Source organism: Kitasatospora sp. NPDC004669 (genome assembly GCF_040609455.1).
Lineage (GTDB): Bacteria > Actinomycetota > Actinomycetes > Streptomycetales > Streptomycetaceae > Kitasatospora.
Genome location: NZ_JBEXKB010000005.1, coordinates 155342 through 175513, shown reverse-complemented (window position 1 = coordinate 175513; position 20172 = coordinate 155342). Strand labels below are relative to the sequence as shown.

The 20172-nt window shown below is 70.9% G+C and carries 21 protein-coding genes; 18 read left to right on the top strand and 3 right to left on the bottom strand.

Annotated elements, in window-relative coordinates:
- Nucleotides 1–29 precede the first annotated feature (29 nt).
- Both ABZW30_RS06800 and ABZW30_RS06795 read right to left on the bottom strand, forming a co-directional pair.
- Nucleotides 30–701, bottom strand: coding sequence for a response regulator transcription factor (locus ABZW30_RS06800; protein WP_350523854.1), 672 nt, complete (start codon nt 699–701; stop codon nt 30–32).
- Nucleotides 701–1609 carry a RecB family exonuclease gene (locus ABZW30_RS06795; protein WP_355669947.1) on the bottom strand — a complete coding sequence of 303 codons (909 nt, stop codon included), beginning with the start codon at nt 1607–1609 and terminating at the stop codon, nt 701–703. Before ABZW30_RS06795 ends, ABZW30_RS06800 begins: the two co-directional genes overlap by 1 nt.
- Nucleotides 1610–1810: 201 nt before the next feature.
- Here ABZW30_RS06795 and ABZW30_RS06790 point away from each other — a divergent pair, with 201 nt between their 5' ends.
- From ABZW30_RS06790 to ABZW30_RS06780, 3 genes are all read left to right on the top strand, one after another.
- Nucleotides 1811–3022: a site-2 protease family protein gene (locus ABZW30_RS06790; RefSeq protein WP_355669946.1), complete on the top strand. Its 1212-nt coding sequence runs from the start codon at nt 1811–1813 to the stop codon at nt 3020–3022.
- Between the two features lie 58 nt (nt 3023–3080).
- On the top strand, nt 3081–4040 hold the full coding sequence (locus tag ABZW30_RS06785) for a tRNA (adenine-N1)-methyltransferase (RefSeq protein ID WP_355669945.1): 960 nt from the start codon (nt 3081–3083) through the stop codon (nt 4038–4040).
- A 116-nt stretch (nt 4041–4156) separates the two neighbouring features.
- The gene (locus ABZW30_RS06780) at nt 4157–4819 is read left to right on the top strand and encodes a hypothetical protein (protein ID WP_355669944.1); all 663 of its coding nucleotides are present in this window, start codon (nt 4157–4159) and stop codon (nt 4817–4819) included.
- Between the two features lie 26 nt (nt 4820–4845).
- On the opposite strand, the gene ABZW30_RS06775 is transcribed toward ABZW30_RS06780, so the two are convergent.
- Nucleotides 4846–5148, bottom strand: a complete 303-nt coding sequence (locus ABZW30_RS06775) for a ferredoxin (protein WP_355669943.1) — start codon at nt 5146–5148, stop codon at nt 4846–4848.
- A gap of 285 nt (nt 5149–5433) precedes the next feature.
- On the opposite strand from ABZW30_RS06775, the gene arc reads away from it, so the two are divergent.
- The 15 genes from arc to tatC all read left to right on the top strand — a co-directional run bounded on the left by arc (nt 5434) and on the right by tatC (nt 20145).
- A complete protein-coding gene (arc, locus tag ABZW30_RS06770) occupies nt 5434–7200 on the top strand; it encodes a proteasome ATPase (RefSeq protein WP_355669942.1) in 1767 nt (588 codons plus the stop codon).
- Between the two features lie 228 nt (nt 7201–7428).
- On the top strand, nt 7429–8940 hold the full coding sequence (dop, locus tag ABZW30_RS06765) for a depupylase/deamidase Dop (protein ID WP_355669941.1): 1512 nt from the start codon (nt 7429–7431) through the stop codon (nt 8938–8940).
- Between the two features lie 183 nt (nt 8941–9123).
- Nucleotides 9124–9342 carry a ubiquitin-like protein Pup gene (locus tag ABZW30_RS06760; protein ID WP_355669940.1) on the top strand — a complete coding sequence of 73 codons (219 nt, stop codon included), beginning with the start codon at nt 9124–9126 and terminating at the stop codon, nt 9340–9342.
- Between the two features lie 161 nt (nt 9343–9503).
- Nucleotides 9504–10346: a proteasome subunit beta gene (gene prcB / locus ABZW30_RS06755; RefSeq protein ID WP_355669939.1), complete on the top strand. Its 843-nt coding sequence runs from the start codon at nt 9504–9506 to the stop codon at nt 10344–10346.
- 31 nt (nt 10347–10377) lie between these two features.
- Nucleotides 10378–11139: a proteasome subunit alpha gene (gene prcA / locus ABZW30_RS06750; RefSeq protein WP_355669938.1), complete on the top strand. Its 762-nt coding sequence runs from the start codon at nt 10378–10380 to the stop codon at nt 11137–11139.
- 305 nt (nt 11140–11444) lie between these two features.
- Nucleotides 11445–12806: a Pup--protein ligase gene (pafA, locus tag ABZW30_RS06745; protein ID WP_355669937.1), complete on the top strand. Its 1362-nt coding sequence runs from the start codon at nt 11445–11447 to the stop codon at nt 12804–12806.
- Nucleotides 12807–12947: 141 nt separating this feature from the next.
- Complete coding sequence (locus tag ABZW30_RS06740) at nt 12948–13937, top strand: FKBP-type peptidyl-prolyl cis-trans isomerase (protein ID WP_355669936.1); 990 nt, start codon at nt 12948–12950, stop codon at nt 13935–13937.
- A 275-nt stretch (nt 13938–14212) separates the two neighbouring features.
- On the top strand, nt 14213–15529 hold the full coding sequence (locus tag ABZW30_RS06735) for an FKBP-type peptidyl-prolyl cis-trans isomerase (RefSeq protein ID WP_355669935.1): 1317 nt from the start codon (nt 14213–14215) through the stop codon (nt 15527–15529).
- 160 nt (nt 15530–15689) lie between these two features.
- Complete coding sequence (locus ABZW30_RS06730; RefSeq protein WP_355669934.1) at nt 15690–16073, top strand: FKBP-type peptidyl-prolyl cis-trans isomerase; 384 nt, start codon at nt 15690–15692, stop codon at nt 16071–16073.
- 200 nt (nt 16074–16273) lie between these two features.
- Entirely contained in the window at nt 16274–17254 is a 981-nt protein-coding gene (locus ABZW30_RS06725) for a WYL domain-containing protein (protein WP_355669933.1), read from the top strand.
- Nucleotides 17251–18207, top strand: coding sequence for a WYL domain-containing protein (locus tag ABZW30_RS06720; RefSeq protein ID WP_355669932.1), 957 nt, complete (start codon nt 17251–17253; stop codon nt 18205–18207). The genes ABZW30_RS06725 and ABZW30_RS06720 overlap by 4 nt, the downstream gene beginning before the upstream one ends.
- Nucleotides 18208–18210: 3 nt before the next feature.
- Entirely contained in the window at nt 18211–18441 is a 231-nt protein-coding gene (locus ABZW30_RS06715) for a hypothetical protein (RefSeq protein ID WP_355669931.1), read from the top strand.
- Between the two features lie 27 nt (nt 18442–18468).
- Nucleotides 18469–18645, top strand: coding sequence for a hypothetical protein (locus tag ABZW30_RS06710; protein ID WP_355669930.1), 177 nt, complete (start codon nt 18469–18471; stop codon nt 18643–18645).
- Between the two features lie 191 nt (nt 18646–18836).
- A complete protein-coding gene (gene tatA / locus ABZW30_RS06705) occupies nt 18837–19127 on the top strand; it encodes a Sec-independent protein translocase subunit TatA (RefSeq protein WP_355669929.1) in 291 nt (96 codons plus the stop codon).
- A gap of 76 nt (nt 19128–19203) precedes the next feature.
- Nucleotides 19204–20145 carry a twin-arginine translocase subunit TatC gene (gene tatC / locus ABZW30_RS06700; RefSeq protein WP_355669928.1) on the top strand — a complete coding sequence of 314 codons (942 nt, stop codon included), beginning with the start codon at nt 19204–19206 and terminating at the stop codon, nt 20143–20145.
- Nucleotides 20146–20172 lie beyond the last annotated feature (27 nt).

Genomic DNA, 20172 nt, shown 5'->3' with positions numbered 1-20172 from the left:
ACGGGCCACCGTCACGTTTCCGCGTCGGACTACAGGGTGCCGGGCCGCACCAGCCCGCTCTCGTAGGCGTACACCGCCGCCTGCACCCGGTCGCGCAGCTGGAGCTTGGTCAGCACATGGCCGACATGGGTCTTCACCGTCGTCTCGCTGACGAACAGCTCGGCCGCGATCTCCGCGTTCGACAGCCCGCGCGCCACCAGCTTCAACACCTCCAACTCCCGCTCGGTCAGCGCGCTCAGCGCCTGCGGCGGCGCCTCGTCACCCGAGGGCAGCTTGGTGGCGTACATGTCCAGCAGTCGGCGGGTGATGCTCGGCGCCAGCATCGCCGCGCCGTCCGCGACCACCCGGATCGCCTGCACCAGCTCCTCCGCCGGGACGTCCTTCAACAGGAAGCCGCTGGCACCCGCGCGCAGCGCCTCCACCACGTACTCGTCCAGGTCGAAGGTGGTCAGCACCAGCACCTTGGCCGGGCCGTCCCGACCCGGACCGGCGATCCGGCGGGTCGCCTCGACGCCGTCCATCCGCGGCATCCGGATGTCCATCAGCACCACGTCGGGCTGCAACGCCCGCACCTGGTCCAGCGCCTGCTGACCGTCGCCGGCCTCCCCGACCACCACCAGGTCGGACTCGGCCTCCAGGATCATCCGGAAACCGGTGCGCAGCAGCGGCTGGTCGTCGACCAGCAGCACTCGGATCGTCACTAGGACTCCTTGCTCATCGGATCCCCCGTGGGATCGCTCTCATCCGACGTACGTGCCAGCGGCAGCGGGTACGGCGGCGGGGTGCCGCCGAACTCCGGGCAGCTGGCCTGGTGGTCGCACCAGTCACAGAGGCGGTTGCGGGTGGCAGGGAAGTCCCCGGTGGCCACCGCGTGGCTGATCCGCTCCCACAGTGCCTGCAGCTTGCGCTCCACCGCGAGCAGGTCGGCCTGGTCCGGGTCGTAGCTGACCACGTCCCCGCCCCCGCCGAGGTAGACCAGCTGGAGGCGCTTGGGGATCACACCCTTCCAGCGCCACACCACCAGTGCGTAGAACTTCATCTGGAACATCGCCTTGCCCTCGAAGTCCCGCGAGGGCGCCCGGCCGGTCTTGTAGTCCACCAGCCGGACCTCACCGGTCGGGGCGACGTCCACCCGGTCGATGTAGCCGCGCAGCAGCAGCCCCGACTCCAGGGCCGTCTCCACGTAGAGCTCGCGCTCCACCGGGTGCAGCCGGGTCGGGTCCTCCAGCCGGAACCACTGGCCGACCAGCTTCTCGGCGTCCGCCAGCCAGCGGGTGAGCGCCGCGCCGTCCGGGTCCTCCGGGAACAGCGAGCCCAGCTCCGGGCGCTCGCCCAGCAGCCGCTCCCACTGCGGGCGCAGCAGGCCCAACGCCCGCTCCGGCGTCCGCTCGGCCGCCGGACTGTCGAACAGCCGCTCCAGCACCGCGTGCACCAGCGTGCCCCGGGTCGCCGCCGCGCTCGGCGGCTCCGGCAGCCGGTCGATCACCCGCAGCCGGTACAGCAGGGGACAGGTGAGGAAGTCCCCCGCGCGGGACGGGGACAGCCCGGTCGGGGGCGCCGCCGGGCGCGCCGGGACTTCGGCGGCACTGCTGGTGTCGGTCTGCTGCATGGCTACGACCCTATTGCCCTTTGCTGTCATCCCGCTGCCACCGTGCTGCCACACCCACCGACGCGGGCCCGGTCCGGGTTCGGTCCAGGGCCGGTCCAGTGGGTATGAAGGCTGACAGAGGGGCGCGCGGCGCCGGAGGGCCACGATCACGTAGCGTGGGCGCACCGGGGGCACGACGGTGGGACGACCGAAGGGAACACGGTGAGCGACAGCAGGGGGCAGCAGACCTCCGACCAACCACCGCAGGACGGCGGACGCCCGGGCGGGCAGCCGCCGGAGCGCGGCGGCGGTCTCCTGATGGGGCGCCCCTTCGGCGTGCCCATCTACGTCACCCCCTCCTGGTTCGTCATCGCCGCCCTGATCACCTGGGTGTTCGGCGGCCAGCTCGGCGACGTCCTGCCCGAGCTCGGCAGCGGCGTCCGCTACCTGCTCGCCTTCTTCTTCGCGGTCGCCTTCTACGCCTCCGTGCTGGTCCACGAGCTGGCCCACACCCTGGTCGCGCTGCGCTACCGGCTCGGGGTGCGGCGGATCCAGTTGCAGTTCTTCGGGGGCGTCTCCGAGATCGAGAACGAGGCCGAGACTCCCTGGCGGGAGTTCTGGCTGGCCTTCGTCGGTCCGCTGCTCTCGCTGGTCCTCGGCGGGGTCTTCTACCTCGCGCTGCGCGCCGTCGAGCTGTCCACCGTGCCCGGGGTGCTGCTCACCGGCCTGATGGTCTCCAACCTGGTGGTCGCGGCCTTCAACCTGCTGCCCGGGCTGCCGCTGGACGGCGGCCGGATGTTGCGCGCCGTGGTCTGGGCGGTCAGCGGCAAGCCGATGACCGGCACGGTGGCCGCCGCCTGGGTGGGCCGGGTGCTGGCGATCACCGTGCTGGTCGGCCTGCCGCTGGTCAGCGCCTCCCGCGGGGTCGAGCGCACCACCACCGACACCCTGGTGGACGCGGTCCTGGCCGCCGTGCTGGCCGCGATCATCTGGAACGGCGCCACTGGCAGCCTGCGCAACGCCCGGCTCAAGGAGGTGCTGCCCGAGCTGCGGCTGCGCGACTTCGCCCGCCGGGCCGTCGAGGTCACCGCCGACACCCCGCTCGGCGAGGCGATGCGCCGCGCCCGGGAGGCCCAGGCGGGCGCGGTGGTCGTGGTGGACGGCCGGGGCGAGCCGATCGCCATCGTCCGCGAGTCCGCGGTACGGGCCGTACCCGAGCACCGCCGCCCGTGGGTGGCCGTCGGCCCGCTCGCCCGCGACCTCGAACCCGGGCTGCGGCTGGACGCCGACCTGCGCGGCGAGGCGCTGCTGCGGGCCATCCAGGCCACCCCGGCGGGGGAGTACCTGGTGGTCGAGGCGGACGGCCGGGTGTACGGCGTGGCCGCGCTCACGGACATCGAGCAGCGCCTGACCGCCGCCGTCACCGGCCGCTGACTTACCCTGCCCGGGGCCCGGTGAGGCGGGGCGGCCCGCTTCCCTTAGGATTGGGCGCATGTCCGAACCGACCGGTGCCGCCCGCCGACGCGGGCCCTTCCAGGTCGGGGACCAGGTCCAGCTGACCGACCCCAAGGGTCGCCACTACACGTTCACGCTCCAGGCCGGGAACCAGTTCCACACCCACAAGGGTGCGTTCCCCCACGACGAGCTGATCGGCGCCTCCGAGGGCACGGTCGTGCGCACCACGGGGAACGTCCCGTACCTCGCGCTGCGCCCCCTGCTCCCCGACTACGTCCTGTCCATGCCGCGCGGCGCCGCCGTGATCTACCCCAAGGATGCGGGTCAGATCCTGGCGATGGCCGACATCTTCGCCGGCGCCCGCGTCGTCGAGGCCGGCGTCGGCTCCGGCGCGCTCAGCATGTACCTGCTGCGCGCCGTCGGCGAACAGGGAATGCTGGCCTCCTACGAGCGCCGCCAGGACTTCGCGGACATCGCCCAGGGCAATGTCGAGCGCTACTTCGGCGGCCCGCACCCGGCGTGGAAGCTGACCGTCGGCGACCTCCAGGACAACCTGGTCGAGACCGACGTCGACCGCATCATCCTGGACATGCTGGCCCCCTGGGAGTGCCTGGACGTCGCCTCCAAGGCGCTCGTCCCCGGCGGCCTCATCTGCTGCTACGTGGCCACCACCACGCAGATGTCGCGGACCGTCGAGGCGCTGCGCGAGCACGGCACCTTCACCGAGCCGCAGGCCTGGGAGACCATGGTCCGCACCTGGCACCTGGAGGGCCTGGCCGTCCGCCCGGACCACCGGATGATCGGCCACACCGGATTCCTGCTCACCGCCCGCCGCCTCGCGGACGGCGTCGAGCCGCCGCTGCGCCGCCGCCGCCCGGCCAAGGGCGCGTACGGCGAGGACTACGACAACGGGGCGCCCGAGCCGAGCCTGCAGGAGCGCGCCGCGGCCCGCAAGGCCGCCCGCGACGCCGAGTCCGAGCAGCCCGACCTGGGCTGAGTCCGTACCCGAGAGAAGGGGCGGTGTGAGCGTCCGGCTCGCGCCGTCCCTTCCTTTTCTCGGCCGACGCGTCCTCCGACTCCCCGGCCGACGGCCCGTGGGCACCGTGTGGGACGATGCTCGCTCACGCAGACCAGCTCCTGGAGCTCTGGAGGGGACGCCTGGTGAAGACCGCGGTCGGGACGACGGCGACGGCTGGACAGCAGACACCGCAGGGGCGCACCCGGCCCGGGCACGCGCGCACCGCCCCCTGGCACTGGGCCCTCGCCCTGGCCGGCTGCGGCGCGGTGGTGGCCGCAGCCCTCACCGCCTCCCCGGCGACCGGCGCCCCGGTGCCCGCCCGCGGCGGCACGCCCAAGGCCCTCGCCGCGAGTGCCGCCCCCGACCCGGCCAAGGCCCAACTGCCCCTGGACTGCGGGCCGTTCCCGGTCAAGACGGTGCTCAGCGTGCCCGCAGAGCTCGGTGACGGACGGCCGGGCACGGTCGTCGCCGCGCACTGCGCCACCGAGACCGGCACCCCGCCGGACTCCGTCTACCTGCTCGGCTTCGGCGCCGGCGAGCGCCCGGTGGTGGTCGCCACCCTGCTGACCGAGCGCGAGAACCTGACCCTGAGCCGGCTCGCGGTGCGCTCCGACGGCGCCATCACCGGCCACGCACAGGGGTATTCGAGCGATGACGTGCCGCGCTTCCGGCCCGACATCTCACTCGACCTCACCTGGACGCGCAAGGGCGGCGACTGGGAACGCTCCCAGACCGCCGCCCCGGTCAGCCAGGCCTGACGCCCGGCCCGTCGGGCCCTACGACCTCACTCCGCGTCCGGGCCGTACACCTCGACCCGGTCGGCGACCCGGCGCACGTGGATGCAGTCGCCGGGGCACTCCTTCGCCGAGTCCACCACGTCCTGAAGGAGCGTCAGCGGCACCGGGGCGGTCTCCCCCGGCTGCTGGCGCAACTCGTCGTCCGGGCCCTTCACGTACGCCAGCCCATCGATGTCCAGCTCAAAGACCTCGGGCGCGTACTGGGCGCAGATGCCGTCGCCGGTGCACAGATCCTGGTCGATCCACACCTCCAGCTCCTCGGTCGCCGCCGTCTGCTCGGTCACCGACATGGTCCCCTGCCGTTTCTGTCCCGGGTCGCCCCTATTCCTGGAGCAATCCCGCCATTCGTACAACGATCGGACCCCGCACTGCGGTCGCGATCGGATATCGCTTCGCTCGACGATACATCTGGCCTGCTTTGAGAGGTGCGCGCTGGGTATCCCCTTAGCAGAGGGGAAGCACGCTGGGGCGAAGATCGGACACGCCCGTTCCATCTTTCTTGATCTAGGGGTTTACGGACCCCTGGTCCCAGGTAGGGTCTGGAAGCGTCCAGCTCCCCGGAGGAGGTGAGGACCGTGGCAGCCCACGATGACGACTACAACCGCAGCACCGGCAGGCCCGCTCGTGGTTCCGACGAGGCCGCTCAGGTCTCGTACCTTGAGCAGGAAATCGCCGTGCTGCGCCGCAAGCTCGCCGACTCGCCGCGTAATTCGAGAATCCTCGAAGAGCGGATCGTCGAGCTCCAGACCAACCTGGCCGGCGTGACCGCCCAGAACGAACGGCTCGCCTCCACCCTGCGCGAGGCCCGCGACCAGATCGTGGCCCTCAAGGAGGAAGTGGACCGGCTGGCACAGCCCCCGGCCGGCTTCGGCACCTTCCTCGAGGCGAACGAGGACGACACCGCCGACATCTTCACCGGCGGGCGCAAGCTCCGCGTCAACGTCAGCCCGAACGTCGCCCTGGACGAGCTGCGGCGCGGCCAGGAAGTGATGCTCAACGAGGCCCTCAACATCGTGGACGCGATGGCCTTCGAGCGCATCGGTGAGATCGTCACCCTCAAGGAGATCCTGGAGGACGGCGAGCGGGCCCTGGTCCTCGGCCACACCGACGAGGAGCGCGTGGTGCGCCTCGCGGAACCGCTGCGCGGGGCCACCGTTCGGGCGGGGGACGCCCTGCTGCTGGAGCCGCGCTCCGGCTACGTGTACGAGGTCGTGCCGAAGGCCGAGGTCGAGGAGCTGGTCCTCGAGGAGGTCCCGGACATCGACTACCGCCAGATCGGCGGCCTGAGCAACCAGATCGAGCTGATCCGCGACGCGGTCGAGCTGCCCTACCTGCACGCCGACCTGTTCAAGGAGTACGAGCTGCGCCCGCCCAAGGGCGTGTTGCTCTACGGCCCGCCCGGCTGCGGCAAGACGCTGATCGCCAAGGCGGTCGCCAACTCGCTGGCCAAGAAGGTCGCCGAGGTGACCGGCCGCCCCCAGGGGAAGAGCTACTTCCTCAACATCAAGGGCCCCGAGCTGCTCAACAAGTACGTGGGCGAGACCGAGCGGCAGATCCGCCTGGTCTTCCAGCGGGCCCGGGAGAAGGCGGGCGAGGGCACGCCCGTCATCGTCTTCTTCGACGAGATGGAGTCGCTGTTCCGCACCCGCGGTTCGGGTGTCAGCTCGGACGTGGAGAACACCATCGTCCCGCAGCTGCTCGCCGAGATCGACGGCGTGGAGGGGCTCGAGAACGTCATCGTCATCGGCGCCTCGAACCGCGAGGACATGATCGACCCGGCGATCCTGCGGCCCGGCCGGCTGGACGTCAAGATCAAGATCGAGCGCCCGGACGCCGAGGCCGCGAAGGACATCTTCTCCAAGTACCTCAAGGACTCGCTGCCGTTCCACCCGGACGACCTCAAGGAGCACGACGGCTCCGTCGAGGCCACGGTGGCGGCGATGATCCAGTCGGTCGTGGAGCGGATGTACTCCGAGACCGAGGAGAACCGCTTCCTGGAGGTCACCTACGCCAACGGTGACAAGGAGGTCCTCTACTTCAAGGACTTCAACTCCGGTGCGATGATCCAGAACATCGTCGACCGCGCGAAGAAGATGGCCATCAAGGACTTCCTCGACCACGGTCAGCGGGGTCTGCGCGTCTCCCACCTGCTCGCCGCCTGCGTGGACGAGTTCAAGGAGAACGAGGACCTGCCCAACACCACCAACCCGGACGACTGGGCCCGCATCTCCGGCAAGAAGGGCGAGCGGATCGTCTTCATCCGCACGCTGGTCACCGGCAAGCAGGGCGCCGAGTCCGGCCGCTCCATCGACACTGTCGCCAACACGGGGCAGTACCTGTAAACACGCGGTTACCCGGGCCGACAGCGGTCCCCGGAGCTGTACGCACACCGTCCGGCTGTGGCGCCTCGCGGCCCCGCAGCCGGACGGCGCGTCTCGGGGCCCGCCGGTCGGCGCCGGGTTCTAGGCTCGACCCACCGTCCGCGGGCAGATCGCCGGCGTCGGTGTTGTTCAGCGGTACGTCAGCGTGTTCCGTCCGTCGGGGGCGGCGCACCGGGCAAGGAGGGCCGCATGACCGTACGGCGCGTGATGGGCATCGAGACCGAGTACGGGATCTCCGTGCCCGGACACCCCAACGCCAACGCCATGCTCACCTCGTCCCAGATCGTCAACGCGTACGCGGCGGCGATGCACCGGGCGCGGCGGGCCCGCTGGGACTTCGAGGAGGAGAACCCGCTGCGCGACGCGCGGGGCTTCGACCTCGCGCGCGAGGTGGCGGACGCCAGCCAGCTGACCGACGAGGACATCGGCCTCGCCAATGTGATCCTCACCAACGGGGCCCGGTTCTACGTGGACCACGCGCACCCCGAGTACAGCTCGCCCGAGGTGACCAACCCACGCGACGGCGTGCTGTGGGACAAGGCCGGCGAGCGGATCATGGCGGCCGCCGCGCAGCGCGCGCTGGAACTGCCCAACGGCCAGAACATCCACCTGTACAAGAACAACACCGACAACAAGGGTGCCTCCTACGGCACCCACGAGAACTACCTGATGAAGCGGGCGACACCGTTCGCCGACATCGTCCGCCACCTCACCCCGTTCTTCGTCTCCCGCCAGGTGGTCACCGGCGCCGGCCGGGTCGGCATCGGCCAGGACGGTTCGGCGAACGGCTTCCAGATCAGCCAGCGGGCGGACTACTTCGAGGTCGAGGTCGGCCTGGAGACCACCCTCAAGCGGCCGATCATCAACACCCGGGACGAACCGCACGCCGACGCCGAGAAGTACCGCCGGCTACACGTGATCATCGGGGACGCCAACCTCTCCGAGATCTCCACCTACCTCAAGCTGGGCACCACCTCGCTGGTCCTGTCGATGATCGAGGACTCCTTCATCGCCTCCGACCTCGCCGTGGACCAGCCGGTGCGCACCCTGCACCGGGTCTCCCACGACCCGACTCTCAAGCACCTGATCACCCTGCGCAACGGGCGCAAGCTCACCGCCGTCCAGCTCCAGCTCGAGTACTTCGAGCTGGCCCGCAAGTACGTCGAGGACCGCTTCGGCACCGACGCCGACGAGCAGACCGTGGACGTGCTGACGCGCTGGGAGGACGTCCTCGGGCGGCTGGAGCGCGACCCGATGTCGCTGTCCAGGCAGCTGGACTGGATCGCCAAGCGGGAGATCCTGGAGGGCTACCGCAGCCGGGACGCCCTGGAATGGGACAACCCGCGGCTGCACCTGGTCGACCTCCAGTACAGCGACGTACGGGCCGAGAAGGGCCTCTACAACCGTCTGGTGGCCCGTGGCCGGTTCGAGCGGCTGGTTTCCGAGGAGGAGGTCGAGCGGGCCGTCTCCAAGCCCCCGGAGGACACCAGGGCGTACTTCCGCGGCCGTTGCCTGGAGCAGTACGCGGACCACGTCGCGGCGGCCTCCTGGGACTCGGTCATCTTCGACCTGCCGGGCCGGGACTCGCTGCAGCGGGTGCCCACGCTGGAGCCGCTGCGCGGCACCCGCAACCACGTCAAGGAGCTGCTGGACCGCTGCCGCACGGCGGAGGACCTGCTCCGCGTCCTGGCCGGCGGGTAACTTTTCGATCACAACGGGTGAACGTCCGTCGAATGGGAATCATCCGGGGTGGCAGCGGGTGTTGGACAGGAAGCGCCACCGGCAAACCGGGAGCGGTAGTCGCACCTTGTGTATAGGGTCGGTGCCAACCGGCAACGACCGACCGACCAAACCGTGCCAGACGATTCGAGCGGGGTGAGGGAAATGGCGAGCAAGGACACCGGCGGCGGCCAGCAGCGGGCAAACCGTTCCTCCGAGGAGGTCGAGGAACAGGTCGCGGAAGCCGAGAATTCCGATGACCTCAAGGAGCGCCAGGAAAAGCTGAGCGACGACGTCGACGCGGTGCTGGACGAAATCGACGAGGTCCTCGAGTCGAATGCCGAGGATTTCGTCCGGGGATTCGTTCAGAAGGGTGGGCAATAGTCCGCCCCCGGTATTCGGGAATTCACGGTCGCGACCGTCCGTGGCGGTCGGGCGGCGTCGTCCGCCCGGCCGCCCGGCATCGGCCCCTCCACGCGTGGACAGTGATCGTCGGCGGGTAGGGTGCGGGCATCGCGCGCTTCAAGCTACCTGGAAGGAATCGTGTGGAAGCCAACACTCGTGGCACCGGGCGTCTACCGGCTGCCTTCCTGACCCCGGGGTCGTCCTCGTTCCTCGACTTCCTCGCCGAGCACCGGCCGGAGCTGATCCCCGGCCACAACGGGCTCCCCGAGGGCGCCGTGGTCGAGGCCCCGCACGGGACCACGATCGTGGCCGCGGTCTTCGACGGCGGCGTGGTGATCGCCGGTGACCGCAGGGCGACCATGGGCAACGTCATCGCCCAGCGCGACATCGAGAAGGTGTTCCCGGCCGACGAGTACAGCGCGGTCGGCATCGCCGGCACCGCCGGCCTCGCGGTCGAGATGGTCCGGCTGTTCCAGCTGGAGCTGGAGCACTACGAGAAGATCGAGGGCACCACGCTCTCCCTGGAGGGCAAGGCCAACCGGCTCACCAGCATGATCCGGGGCAACCTGGGCATGGCGATGCAGGGCCTCGCGGTCGTGCCGCTCTTCGCGGGCTACGACCTGGACCGCGGCCGCGGCCGGATCTTCAACTACGACGTCACCGGCGGGCGCTCCGAGGAGCGTGGGTTCGCCGCCACCGGCTCGGGCTCGGTCTTCGCCCGCGGCTCGATGAAGAAGCTCTACCGCGACGACCTGACGGCCGACCAGGCCGCCACCCTGGTCGTCCAGGCCCTCTACGACGCGGCGGACGACGACTCCGCCACCGGCGGCCCGGACCTGGCACGGAAGATCTTCCCGATCGTCTCGCTGATCACCGAGGACGGCTTCCGCCGGCTCACCGAGGCGGAGGTCGCCGAGATCGCCGTCGCCATCACCGACGAGCGCCTGGCCCGCCCCAACGGCCCGCAGGCCCCGCTGATCTAGCCACCACCTCACAGGAAAGGGACGACCGCCGGTGTCGACACCGTTCTACGTCTCGCCCCAGCAGGCCATGGCGGACCGCGCGGAGTACGCCCGCAAGGGCATCGCGCGCGGCCGCAGCGTGGTCGTGCTCACCTACGCCGACGGCATCGTCTTCGTCGCGGAGAACACCTCCAGAGCCCTCCACAAGGTCTCCGAGATCTACGACAAGATCGCCTTCGCGGCGGTCGGCCGCTACAACGAGTTCGAGAACCTGCGCATCGGCGGCGTCCGCTACGCCGACCTGCGCGGCTACTCCTACGACCGGGCCGACGTCACCGCCCGCGGGCTGGCCAACGTGTACGCCCAGACCCTGGGCACCATCTTCTCCTCGGTCGGCGAGAAGCCGTACGAGGTCGAGCTGATCGTGGCCGAGGTCGGCCGCACCAGCGACAACGACCAGATCTACCGGCTCACGCCGGACGGCTCGGTCGTCGACGAGAAGAACTACGTGGTGGTCGGCGGCAACGCCGACTCGATCGGCAACTACCTGGGCCAGCGCCACCGCGCCGGCCTGAGCCTCACCGAGGCGGTGAAGGTGGCGGTGGACTCGCTCGCCCGCGACCCCAACGGCGGCAGCCCGCGCGCCCTCACCCCGGAACAGCTGGAGGTCGCGGTCCTCGACCGCCAGCGGTTCCAGCAGCGCAAGTTCAAGCGGATCCTGGGCAACCAGCTCGGCCGGCTGCTCGACGGGGACCAGTCCGCCGAAGCGGACGACGAGGAGAACCCGGCGGACACCACGCCGTCGGACGAGTAGTACGGCGGAGTCCCGTGCGGCGGCGCTGCCCGCCGTCGTACGGGACACCGATGCCCCTGCGGCGGCCTGCGAGACCTCGCGGAGGTCGAGAGAACTCCGGACCGGAATGGAGTGCTCGTGACTCCTTCCCAACGGCTAGAGCCATGGAGCCTCAAGCCCGCCTGACGGCTGGCTCCGGGCGAGCCCTGCCCGCCGCCTGACGAAAGGTGGTCAGGCCACTACGCTGTGTCGCTCCGCGATGCCAGTTTCAGGATTCGATTCGACCACTGGCTGAGGTCGGTGGTCTCCCTCGAAAGAAGGTGCTCATGGACCGCCGGATTTTCGGGCTGGAGAACGAGTACGGCGTGACCTGCACGTTCCGCGGGCAGCGACGGCTGTCGCCGGACGAGGTGGCGCGGTACCTGTTCCGCCGGGTCGTCTCCTGGGGCCGCAGCAGCAACGTCTTCCTGCGCAACGGTGCCCGGCTCTACCTCGACGTCGGCTCCCACCCCGAGTACGCCACCCCCGAGTGCGACGACGTCGTCGAGCTGGTGACGCACGACAAGGCGGGCGAGCGCATCCTCGAAGGACTCCTGGTGGACGCCGAGCGGCGGCTGCACGAGGAGGGCATCGCGGGGGACGTCTACCTCTTCAAGAACAACACCGACTCGGCCGGCAACTCCTACGGCTGCCACGAGAACTACCTCGTGGCCCGGCACGGTGAGTTCTCCCGGCTGGCCGACGTGCTGATCCCGTTCCTGGTCACCCGCCAGCTGATCTGCGGCGCGGGCAAGGTGCTGCAGACCCCGCGCGGCGCGGTGTACTGCGTCAGCCAGCGGGCCGAGCACATCTGGGAGGGCGTCAGCTCGGCGACCACCCGCTCCCGTCCGATCATCAACACCCGGGACGAGCCGCACGCGGACGCCGAGCGCTACCGCCGGCTGCACGTGATCGTCGGCGACTCCAACATGTCGGAGACCACCACGCTGCTCAAGGTCGGCGCCACGGACCTGGTGCTGCGGCTGATCGAGGCCGGCGTGGTGATGCGCGACCTCACCCTGGAGAACCCGATCCGGGCGATCCGCGAGGTCAGCCACGACCTCACCGGCACCCACCAGGTGCGCCTGGCCAACGGCCGCGAGGCCAGCGCGCTGGACATCCAGGAGGAGTACTACTCCAAGGCCCTGGAGTTCGCCGATCGCAAGGGCATCAACACCGGCACCATCGCCCGGGTGCTCGACCTGTGGGGCCGCACCCTGGAGGCCGTGCGCACCGAGCGGCTGGACGGGGTGGCCACCGAGATCGACTGGATCATGAAGTACAAGCTCATCGAGCGCTACCGCGAGAAGCACCAGATGAGCATGTCCAACCCGCGGGTGGCCCAGATCGACCTCGCGTACCACGACATCCACCGCCGCCGCGGCCTGTTCTACCTGCTCCAGGGCAAGGGCCAGGCGCTGCGGGTGACCAACGACCTCAAGACCTTCGAGGCCAAGTCCATCCCGCCGCAGACCACCCGGGCCCGGCTGCGCGGGGACTTCATCCGCCGGGCGCAGGAACAGCGCCGGGACTTCACGGTGGACTGGGTGCACCTGAAGCTGAACGACCAGGCGCAGCGCACGGTGCTGTGCAAGGACCCGTTCCGTTCGGTGGACGAGCGGGTGGAGAAGCTGATCGCGGGGATGTAGTGCCCCTGCCCCCGTTCGATCGAAGCTGTGTGATCAAGGTGTCGGCCGGCCCCGGTGGTGTCTACCGGGGCCGGACGCATGCCGGGCATACGCTGTCCGTCGAGTCAGGAGAGCCGACTTCGACCGACAGTTAGGACCACCGTGCGCCGCACCGCCGGTTTGCTTCTCACCCTGCCGTTGCTGCTCGCGGTCGCCTGCAGCAGCTCGCCCAAGGCGGCCGGCCCGGCGACGCCGTCCACCGCGACCGCCGCTCCGACGGTGCCCGCGCCGGTCTCCGAGGCCTCGCCGATGCCCACTCTTTCGGGTGGCGGTTTCGGCAGCAAGGCCACCGTCACCATCCCCGAGGGGCAGCAGCCCAGCGGCCAGTTCGTGGTGAACACCGTGGTCGAGGGCGACCGGTCGACGGTCAACAAGGGCGACTGGGTCACCGTCAACTACTCGGCGAAGGACTGGACCACGGGCAAGGACCTGCCCAGCTCGTACGACCCGAGCGGCAAGCCGCAGCTCTACCAGGCCGGCAGCGGGCAGCTGGTGCCGGCGCTGGACCAGAGCGTGATCGGCAAGAAGGTGGGCACCCGGCTGCTGGTGGTGGCCCCGCCGGCGGCGGCCTTCGCGGAGAAGGGCTCCGGCCAGCTGGGCGTGGGCCCGGGGGACACGGTGGTGTTCGTGTTGGACATCATGGAGAGCCTGCCGCCGGACTCCACCCTGAGCGGGAACATGACCGAGCCCGCCGCGACGTTGCCACAGGTCAAGGACAACGGCAAGGCCCCGGTGACGATCACCGTCCCGCCCGGGCAGGCCGCGCCCACCGACCTGCAGCAGGCGGTGCTGATCAAGGGCGAGGGCAAGCAGGTCAAGAGCGGGCAGACCCTGGTGGTGCAGTACACCGGGGTGCTGTGGAGCAACGGGCAGCAGTTCGACTCCTCCTGGACGCACGGCGGCGCGCAGGCGGTGCAGATCGGTACCGGCAGCGTGATCGAGGGCTGGGACAAGGGCCTGGTCGGGCAGACCGTGGGCAGCCGGGTCGCGCTGGTGGTGCCGCCGGCGCTCGGCTACAAGGACCAGGCGCAGGGCGCGGTGCCGGCGAACTCCACGCTGGTCTTCGTGATCGACATCCTGGAAGCGGTCTAGCGAGCGGTCCCGGGCCTGTTCGGAGGATTTTGTCGCGGACCCGGCAAGGATCCTCCGGGCAGGCCCTCGAAGTCGCCCGGAGGATTCCGTACGCTTGGGCGGACGCTCGTACAACGAAGCGTCCGCCCTCATCCTGAGCTGTCATACTGCCCTCGCACTGTGGCAGGCGCCGCCCGGCGCCGAGGTCCGGGGCGGGCGGTACGGCGGCAGAGGCCGGCGCTCACCACGCCGGGCGCATACCTGGAAGACCTCGTGGCGAGTATGGATGGGGAGTCATGACTGAGAAGACGCCGAGCCCGGGCGGGGCCGGCACCGCGGCGAACGACAGCTCTGCGGGTGACCCGACCGCCTCCCGTACCGGCGGCCCGGCTGCCGGGGACCGCGAGTCGATCGTCGTTCCCCCGGCGATCCTGGCGCAGCAGGCCGGCTGGGCGCAGCCCGGCGAGACGTCGCGCGCCGCGGGTGGCACCAAGACGGACGACGCCCCGCAGATCTTCGCCAGCAATGTGCGCAAGTCCGACAGCTCGGAAGCCGGGTACGACGAGAACCCGCCGAGCGTGGGCAAGCTGGGCGTGATCCTCGGCACGGTGCTGGCCGTGCTGCTGGTCGGCAGCGGCATCACGCTCTACATGGTGAACAAGGACGACTCCAAGGACAGCGCCTCGGCCGCCAAGCCGGACGCGGCCAAGACCGCGCCGCCCACGCCGAGCGCCGAGCCGGTGCCGCCGATCAAGGACACCGCCAAGGTGCTGCCGACGATCACCGGTGACTTCGGCAAGAAGGCCGACATCCAGGTGCCGGGCGACAAGTCCGACGGCTCGTTCGTGGTGAAGGTGCTGTCCGAGGGCAGCGGCCCCAAGGTGGACAAGAACTCCTGGACCTCGGTGGACTACACCGCCAAGGACTGGAACACCGGCAAGGACATCCCGAGCTCGTACGACAACAACGGCAAGCCGCAGATCTTCCAGGCCGGCACCGACGCGCTGATCCCGGCGCTGGACCAGGCCGTGGTCGGGAAGAAGGCCGGCAGCCGGGTGCTGGTGGTGGCCCCGCCGGCCGCCGCCTTCGGCTCCCAGGGCAAGCCGGACATGTCGATCGGCGCCAAGGACGACCTGATCTTCGTGATCGACATCCGCAACACCAACGCGCCCGACGCGGTGGTGAGCGGCACCGTGACCCCGCCGCCGGCGGACTTCCCGCAGGTCAAGGACAACGGCAAGAAGCCGGCCGAGATCACCCCGGTGGCCGGCGCCAAGGACCCGACCGAGCTGAAGACCCACGTCCTGATCAAGGGCACCGGGCCGGCGGTGGAGAAGGGCGAGAAGGTCGTCGTCCAGTACACCGGCGCGCTGTTCAAGGACGGCAAGATCTTCGACTCCTCGCTCAGCAAGGGCCAGGCGTTCTCCTTCCCGGTCGGCGGCGGCCAGGTCATCCAGGGCTGGGACCAGGGCCTGGTGGGCCAGACCGTCGGCAGCCGGGTCGAGCTGGTGATCCCGGCCGCGCTGGGCTACGGGGACAAGGGCCAGGGCGACATCCCGCCCAGCGCGACCCTGGTCTTCGTGGTGGACATCCTGGACGCCGGTCAGGGCTGATCCACTTTCGGGTGACAATGGTCGACGTGTGACCTTCGGGCCCGGCCGCGTGGCCGGGGCCCAACGGGCGGCGGGCGCCCGTACCGTGGTCCGGGAACGGACCGGGTGCGGGCGCCCGCCGCTTGGTCGTGTAAGCAACGCGAACGTGAGAAGAGGGACTGTGAGCGTCAACCTGAACGAGAAGCCTGAGATCGACTTCCCGATCGGCGATGCCCCGACGGAGCTGCAGATCCGCGACATCGTCGTGGGCGGCGGCGACGAGGCCAAGAAGGGCCAGACGGTCAGCGTCCGCTACGTCGGCGTGACCTTCGAGACCGGCGAGGAGTTCGACGCGAGCTGGAACCGGAGCCCCAACGAGTTCCGCTTCCCGCTGGGTGGCGGCCGCGTCATCAAGGGCTGGGACCAGGGAGTCGTCGGCATGAAGGTCGGCGGCCGCCGCGAGCTGACCATCCCCTCGCACCTGGCGTACGGCAACCAGTCGCCGACCCCGGCCATCCCGCCGGGCTCGACCCTGATCTTCGTGGTCGACCTGCTGGCCGTCTGAGCCGGCCGTGACCGTGGGCCGGACCCCACCGGGGGGCCCGGCCCACGGGCATGTTCGGGCCCGAACGGCAGGCTGCGGCGATCGGGCGTGGGACGCGGCTTTTGCAGTGTGTACCGCTACCGGTACGGTCGGTCCCGCCGGGTGAGGATCGCCCGGTTGGCGCACCCCGCGCGCGGCGCGGCACACCGGAAGGGTCAGCGATGGCGATCGCCAAGGCAGAGCGGCTGATGAATCTCGCCCTGTGCCTGATGAACACCAGACGTCCGCTCTCCAAGAAGGAGCTGCGGGAATCCATCGAGGCGTACCGCGAGGCCTGGCAGAACAGCAGCGAGGACGCCTTCAACCGGATGTTCGAGCGGGACAAGGACGACCTGCGTGAGCTCGGCCTGGTGATCGACGTCGACGAGAGCGCCCTGGACGGCGAGCTCGGCTACCTTGCCCGCGCCGACCGCAACCGGCTGCCCGAGATCGCGCTGGACGCCGAGGAGGCCGCCGCGCTGACCCTGGCCGCCCGGGTCTGGCAGCAGGCCAAGATGTCCGGCGCGGCCAGCGGCGCGCTGCAGAAGCTGCGCGCGGCCGGGGTGCCGTTCAGCGAGGCCGAGGGCCGTACCGCCCTGGAGCCGCGCATCCCGGCCCGGGAGGCCGCGTTCGAGCCGCTGCTCACCGCCGCCCGGGACCGCCGCCCGGTCACCTTCGAGTACCGCAAGGCCGGGGCCGCCGCCGTCGAGCAGCGCAGCGTCGAGCCGTGGGCGCTGGAGTGCTGGCGCGGGCACTGGTACCTGGCCGGCTACGACCGCGACCGGGGCGACGCCCGGGTGTTCCGGCTCAGCCGGATCACCGGCAAGGTGAAGGCGAGGAACGGGGCCTTCCTCGGGACGGTGCCCGAGCACGTCGACGTGCGGGCCACCGTGGCCAAGTTCGCCGGGGAGGGCGCCACCGCCACCGCGACCGTCCGGGTGCGCCGGGGCGCCGGCTTCCCGCTGCGCACCAAGGCGCTGAGCAGCACCCGGGGCGACGAGGGCTGGGACGAGCTGGAGATCCCGTACGGCAACGGGCTGGGCGCCGACCTCGCGGAGTTCGGGCCGGACGTGCTGGTGCTCGGGCCGGAGGAGCTGCGGGCGGATGTGATCGACCGGCTGCGGGCGGTCGCGGGGCTGGACTCGGAGGATGTGCGGGCATGAGCAATGCGATCGACCAGACGCGACGGATGCTGTCGCTGGTCACCTACCTGCGCGAGCGGCCGGGGGCCGAGGTCGCCGAGGTGGCCCGGGCCTTCGGGATCAGCGAACGCGAGCTGATCGGGGACCTCAACGTGCTGCCGATGTGCGGCACCAGCTTCCGCGGCGGCGACCTGCTCGACATCGACACCGACGGCGAGCGGATCTGGTGGCACAACGTCGACGACGTGGCCCAGCCGCTGCGGCTGGCCGCCGACGAGGCCACCGCGCTGCTGGTGGCCGCCCGCGCGGTGGCCGGGCTGCCGGGCCTGCGGGTCGGCGACCGGGAGGCGCTCACCCGGGCCGTCGCCAAGATCGAGAACGCCGCCGGGGAGAGCGCCGAGGGCAGCGCCAGGGTCGGCGTGACCTTCGAGGCGGAGAGCCACGTCTTCGCCGACATCGACCGCGCGCTCAGCGAGGGCCGCCGGCTCTGGCTGCGTTACTACTCGCACGGGCGCGGCGGGATGACCGAGCGCGAGGTCGACCCGATCCGGCTGCTCACCGAGGGCCACACCTACCTCGAGGCCTGGTGCCGCACCTCCGAGGACCACCGGATGTTCCGGCTGGACCGGGTCGCCGAGATCCGCGTCCTGGACGTCCCGGCCGACCCGCCCCGGCGCGAGCCGCGCGACCTGAGCGGCGGGCTGGTCAACCCGGCTGCCGACGACCCCGAGGTCGTGGTGGAGGTCTCCTCCGGCGGGCGCTGGGTGGCCGAGTACTACACCCACGACCGGGCCGAGGAGCTGCCCGACGGTGGGTTGCGGATCACCCTGCGCAGCGCCGACCCCTCCCAGCTGCGCCCGCTGGCGCTGCGGCTGGGCCGGGACGGCCGGATCGTCTCGCCGTCCGAGCTGGCCGAGCAGGCGCGCTCGGCCGCGCGGGAGGCACTGGCCGCCTACGGGGAGGGGCGGGTCTGAGCGGTGGAGCCCGGGACCAGATTCAAGGTGTACTGCTCGGAGTGCCGGGAGAAGGTGGAGCTCCCCGCCGAGGAGTTCCGGCTGACCCTCGGTCGGACCCCGGCGCAGGCGCACTACAGCTTCGGCTGCCCGCTCTGCGGGGCGGCGGTGCGCAAGCCGGCCGGGGAGAAGATCGTCGAGGCGCTCACCGGGGCGGGGGTCCGCACCATGCGGCTCGTCCCGGCGGAGGGGTAGCGCGCACCTGGCGATAGGGTGGGGCGCATGCCCTGGATGCTCGTCGCCGCCGTCCTGCTCGCCACCGCGGGCCTGCTGGTCCTCGGGGTCCTCGCGATCCGGCTCTGGATGGACGTTCGGGCGCTGGCCAAGGGCGCGGACGCGGCCTCGCGGGCGCTGGCCGAGGCGGCGGGGGAGCTGGCGGCGGCGGTGCCGGGGCGCTGAGGGTTCCGTCGTTCGGTCGTACGGGGACTGCAGCCCGGGCGTAGGGGCGGGTTACGCTCTCAGATGGCTCCTGAACCGCGTACCGGGGGCCGCTGTCCTGTTCGGGCGGCCGTCGTCGGGGCGTCATCCGCAGCGGTTACCATCCGCCGCGGGCGGTCCGCCGGTGCCGCGTTGACTGAAGGTGGTCGAGCATGCGCATCTCGATGACCGCGATCGTGGTGGTCGTGGTTTTCGCCATCGTGCTTTTCGGTGCCAAGCGGCTGCCCGATCTGGTGCGCTCGCTCGGCCAGTCGATGCGGATCCTGAAGAGCGAGGTCAAGGCGATGCGCTCGGACGGCGAGGCGGCGGAGCCCGCGTCGGCGCCGCCGGTGGACGGCGGTGCGGCCAGGACCATCCAGGCTGCGCCCGGGGCCACCGCCACGGCCCGGCCGGTGGCCGAGCCCTCCGCCGGGCGGCCCGCCGAGGGCGACCGCCCGCAGTGAGCGCGGCGCACGTGACGCACGCGACCACGGAGGCCCGTCGACCGGCGGGCCTCGACGCACGAGTTGAGGACCGGGGTTGAGCAAGCTCTCCAAGGCGCCGAAGGCGTCAAAGGATCCTGAGGGGCGGATGGCCCTCGCCGACCACCTGCGGGAACTGCGCAACCGCGTGGTCAAGTCGGTCATCGCGATCGTGCTGATCACCATCGTGGCGGCGATCTACCACAAGCAGATCGAGGACTTCCTGCTGAAGCCGCTGCCGCAGTGCACCCCGGAGACGTCCGGCCAGTTCCACGGGAAGTGTGCTCAGGTCTCGACCATCGGTCTGACCTCCGGTTTCACCTGGATGCTCCAGGTGGCGCTGACGGCCGGTGTGGTCGGCGCGGTGCCGGTCTGGCTGTGGCAGGTGTGGGCCTTCGTGGCGCCCGGTCTGCATCGGCACGAGAAGAAGTACACGATCATCTTCATGGCGTGCGGGGCGCCGCTGTTCCTGGCAGGTGTGGGCTGCGCCATCCTGACGCTGCCGACCACGGTCCAGGTGCTGATCTCGTTCACCCCGGACAAGACCACGCCGATCCTGCCGCCCAATGACTACTTCGACATCGCCACCCGCATGGTGCTGGTCTTCGGCGTGGCCTTCGAGTTCCCGCTGCTGCTGGTCATGATGAACATGGTCGGCATGGTCACCGGCAAGCGGCTGCTCGGCTGGTGGCGCGGCATGGTCATGGGCATCACGGTGTTCGCGGCCTTCGCCACGCCGAGCGCCGACCCGCTGAGCATGCTCGCGCTGGCCGCGCCGATCTGGGCGCTGTACTTCCTCGCGGTGGGCATCGCCCTGCTGAACGACAAGCGGAAGCGGCGCAACAACCCGGATGCCGGTCTGGACGACGAGGAGGCCTCGCACCTGGACCTCTCGGTCGAGTCGGTCGCCGGGGTGCAGGCCGTCGAGGCCTCGGCCGCACCGGCGGCGAGCGCTCCGGTGTCGGCCGGCCGCCGGGAACAGATGGACGACATCACCTGAGGTCCCTGATCACCCGGCCCCGGCCCG

Coding starts and splice junctions, on each gene's coding strand:
- ABZW30_RS06780 (WP_355669944.1), top strand. CDS start 4,157: ATGCTCGCTCACGCAGACCAGCTCCTGGAGCTCTGGAGGGGACGCCTG.
- ABZW30_RS06760 (WP_355669940.1), top strand. CDS start 9,124: ATGGCGAGCAAGGACACCGGCGGCGGCCAGCAGCGGGCAAACCGTTCC.
- ABZW30_RS06785 (WP_355669945.1), top strand. CDS start 3,081: ATGTCCGAACCGACCGGTGCCGCCCGCCGACGCGGGCCCTTCCAGGTC.
- ABZW30_RS06725 (WP_355669933.1), top strand. CDS start 16,274: ATGGCGATCGCCAAGGCAGAGCGGCTGATGAATCTCGCCCTGTGCCTG.
- ABZW30_RS06720 (WP_355669932.1), top strand. CDS start 17,251: ATGAGCAATGCGATCGACCAGACGCGACGGATGCTGTCGCTGGTCACC.
- ABZW30_RS06735 (WP_355669935.1), top strand. CDS start 14,213: ATGACTGAGAAGACGCCGAGCCCGGGCGGGGCCGGCACCGCGGCGAAC.
- tatA (WP_355669929.1), top strand. CDS start 18,837: ATGCGCATCTCGATGACCGCGATCGTGGTGGTCGTGGTTTTCGCCATC.
- dop (WP_355669941.1), top strand. CDS start 7,429: ATGACCGTACGGCGCGTGATGGGCATCGAGACCGAGTACGGGATCTCC.
- pafA (WP_355669937.1), top strand. CDS start 11,445: ATGGACCGCCGGATTTTCGGGCTGGAGAACGAGTACGGCGTGACCTGC.
- ABZW30_RS06710 (WP_355669930.1), top strand. CDS start 18,469: ATGCCCTGGATGCTCGTCGCCGCCGTCCTGCTCGCCACCGCGGGCCTG.
- ABZW30_RS06775 (WP_355669943.1), bottom strand. CDS start 5,148: ATGTCGGTGACCGAGCAGACGGCGGCGACCGAGGAGCTGGAGGTGTGG.
- ABZW30_RS06795 (WP_355669947.1), bottom strand. CDS start 1,609: ATGCAGCAGACCGACACCAGCAGTGCCGCCGAAGTCCCGGCGCGCCCG.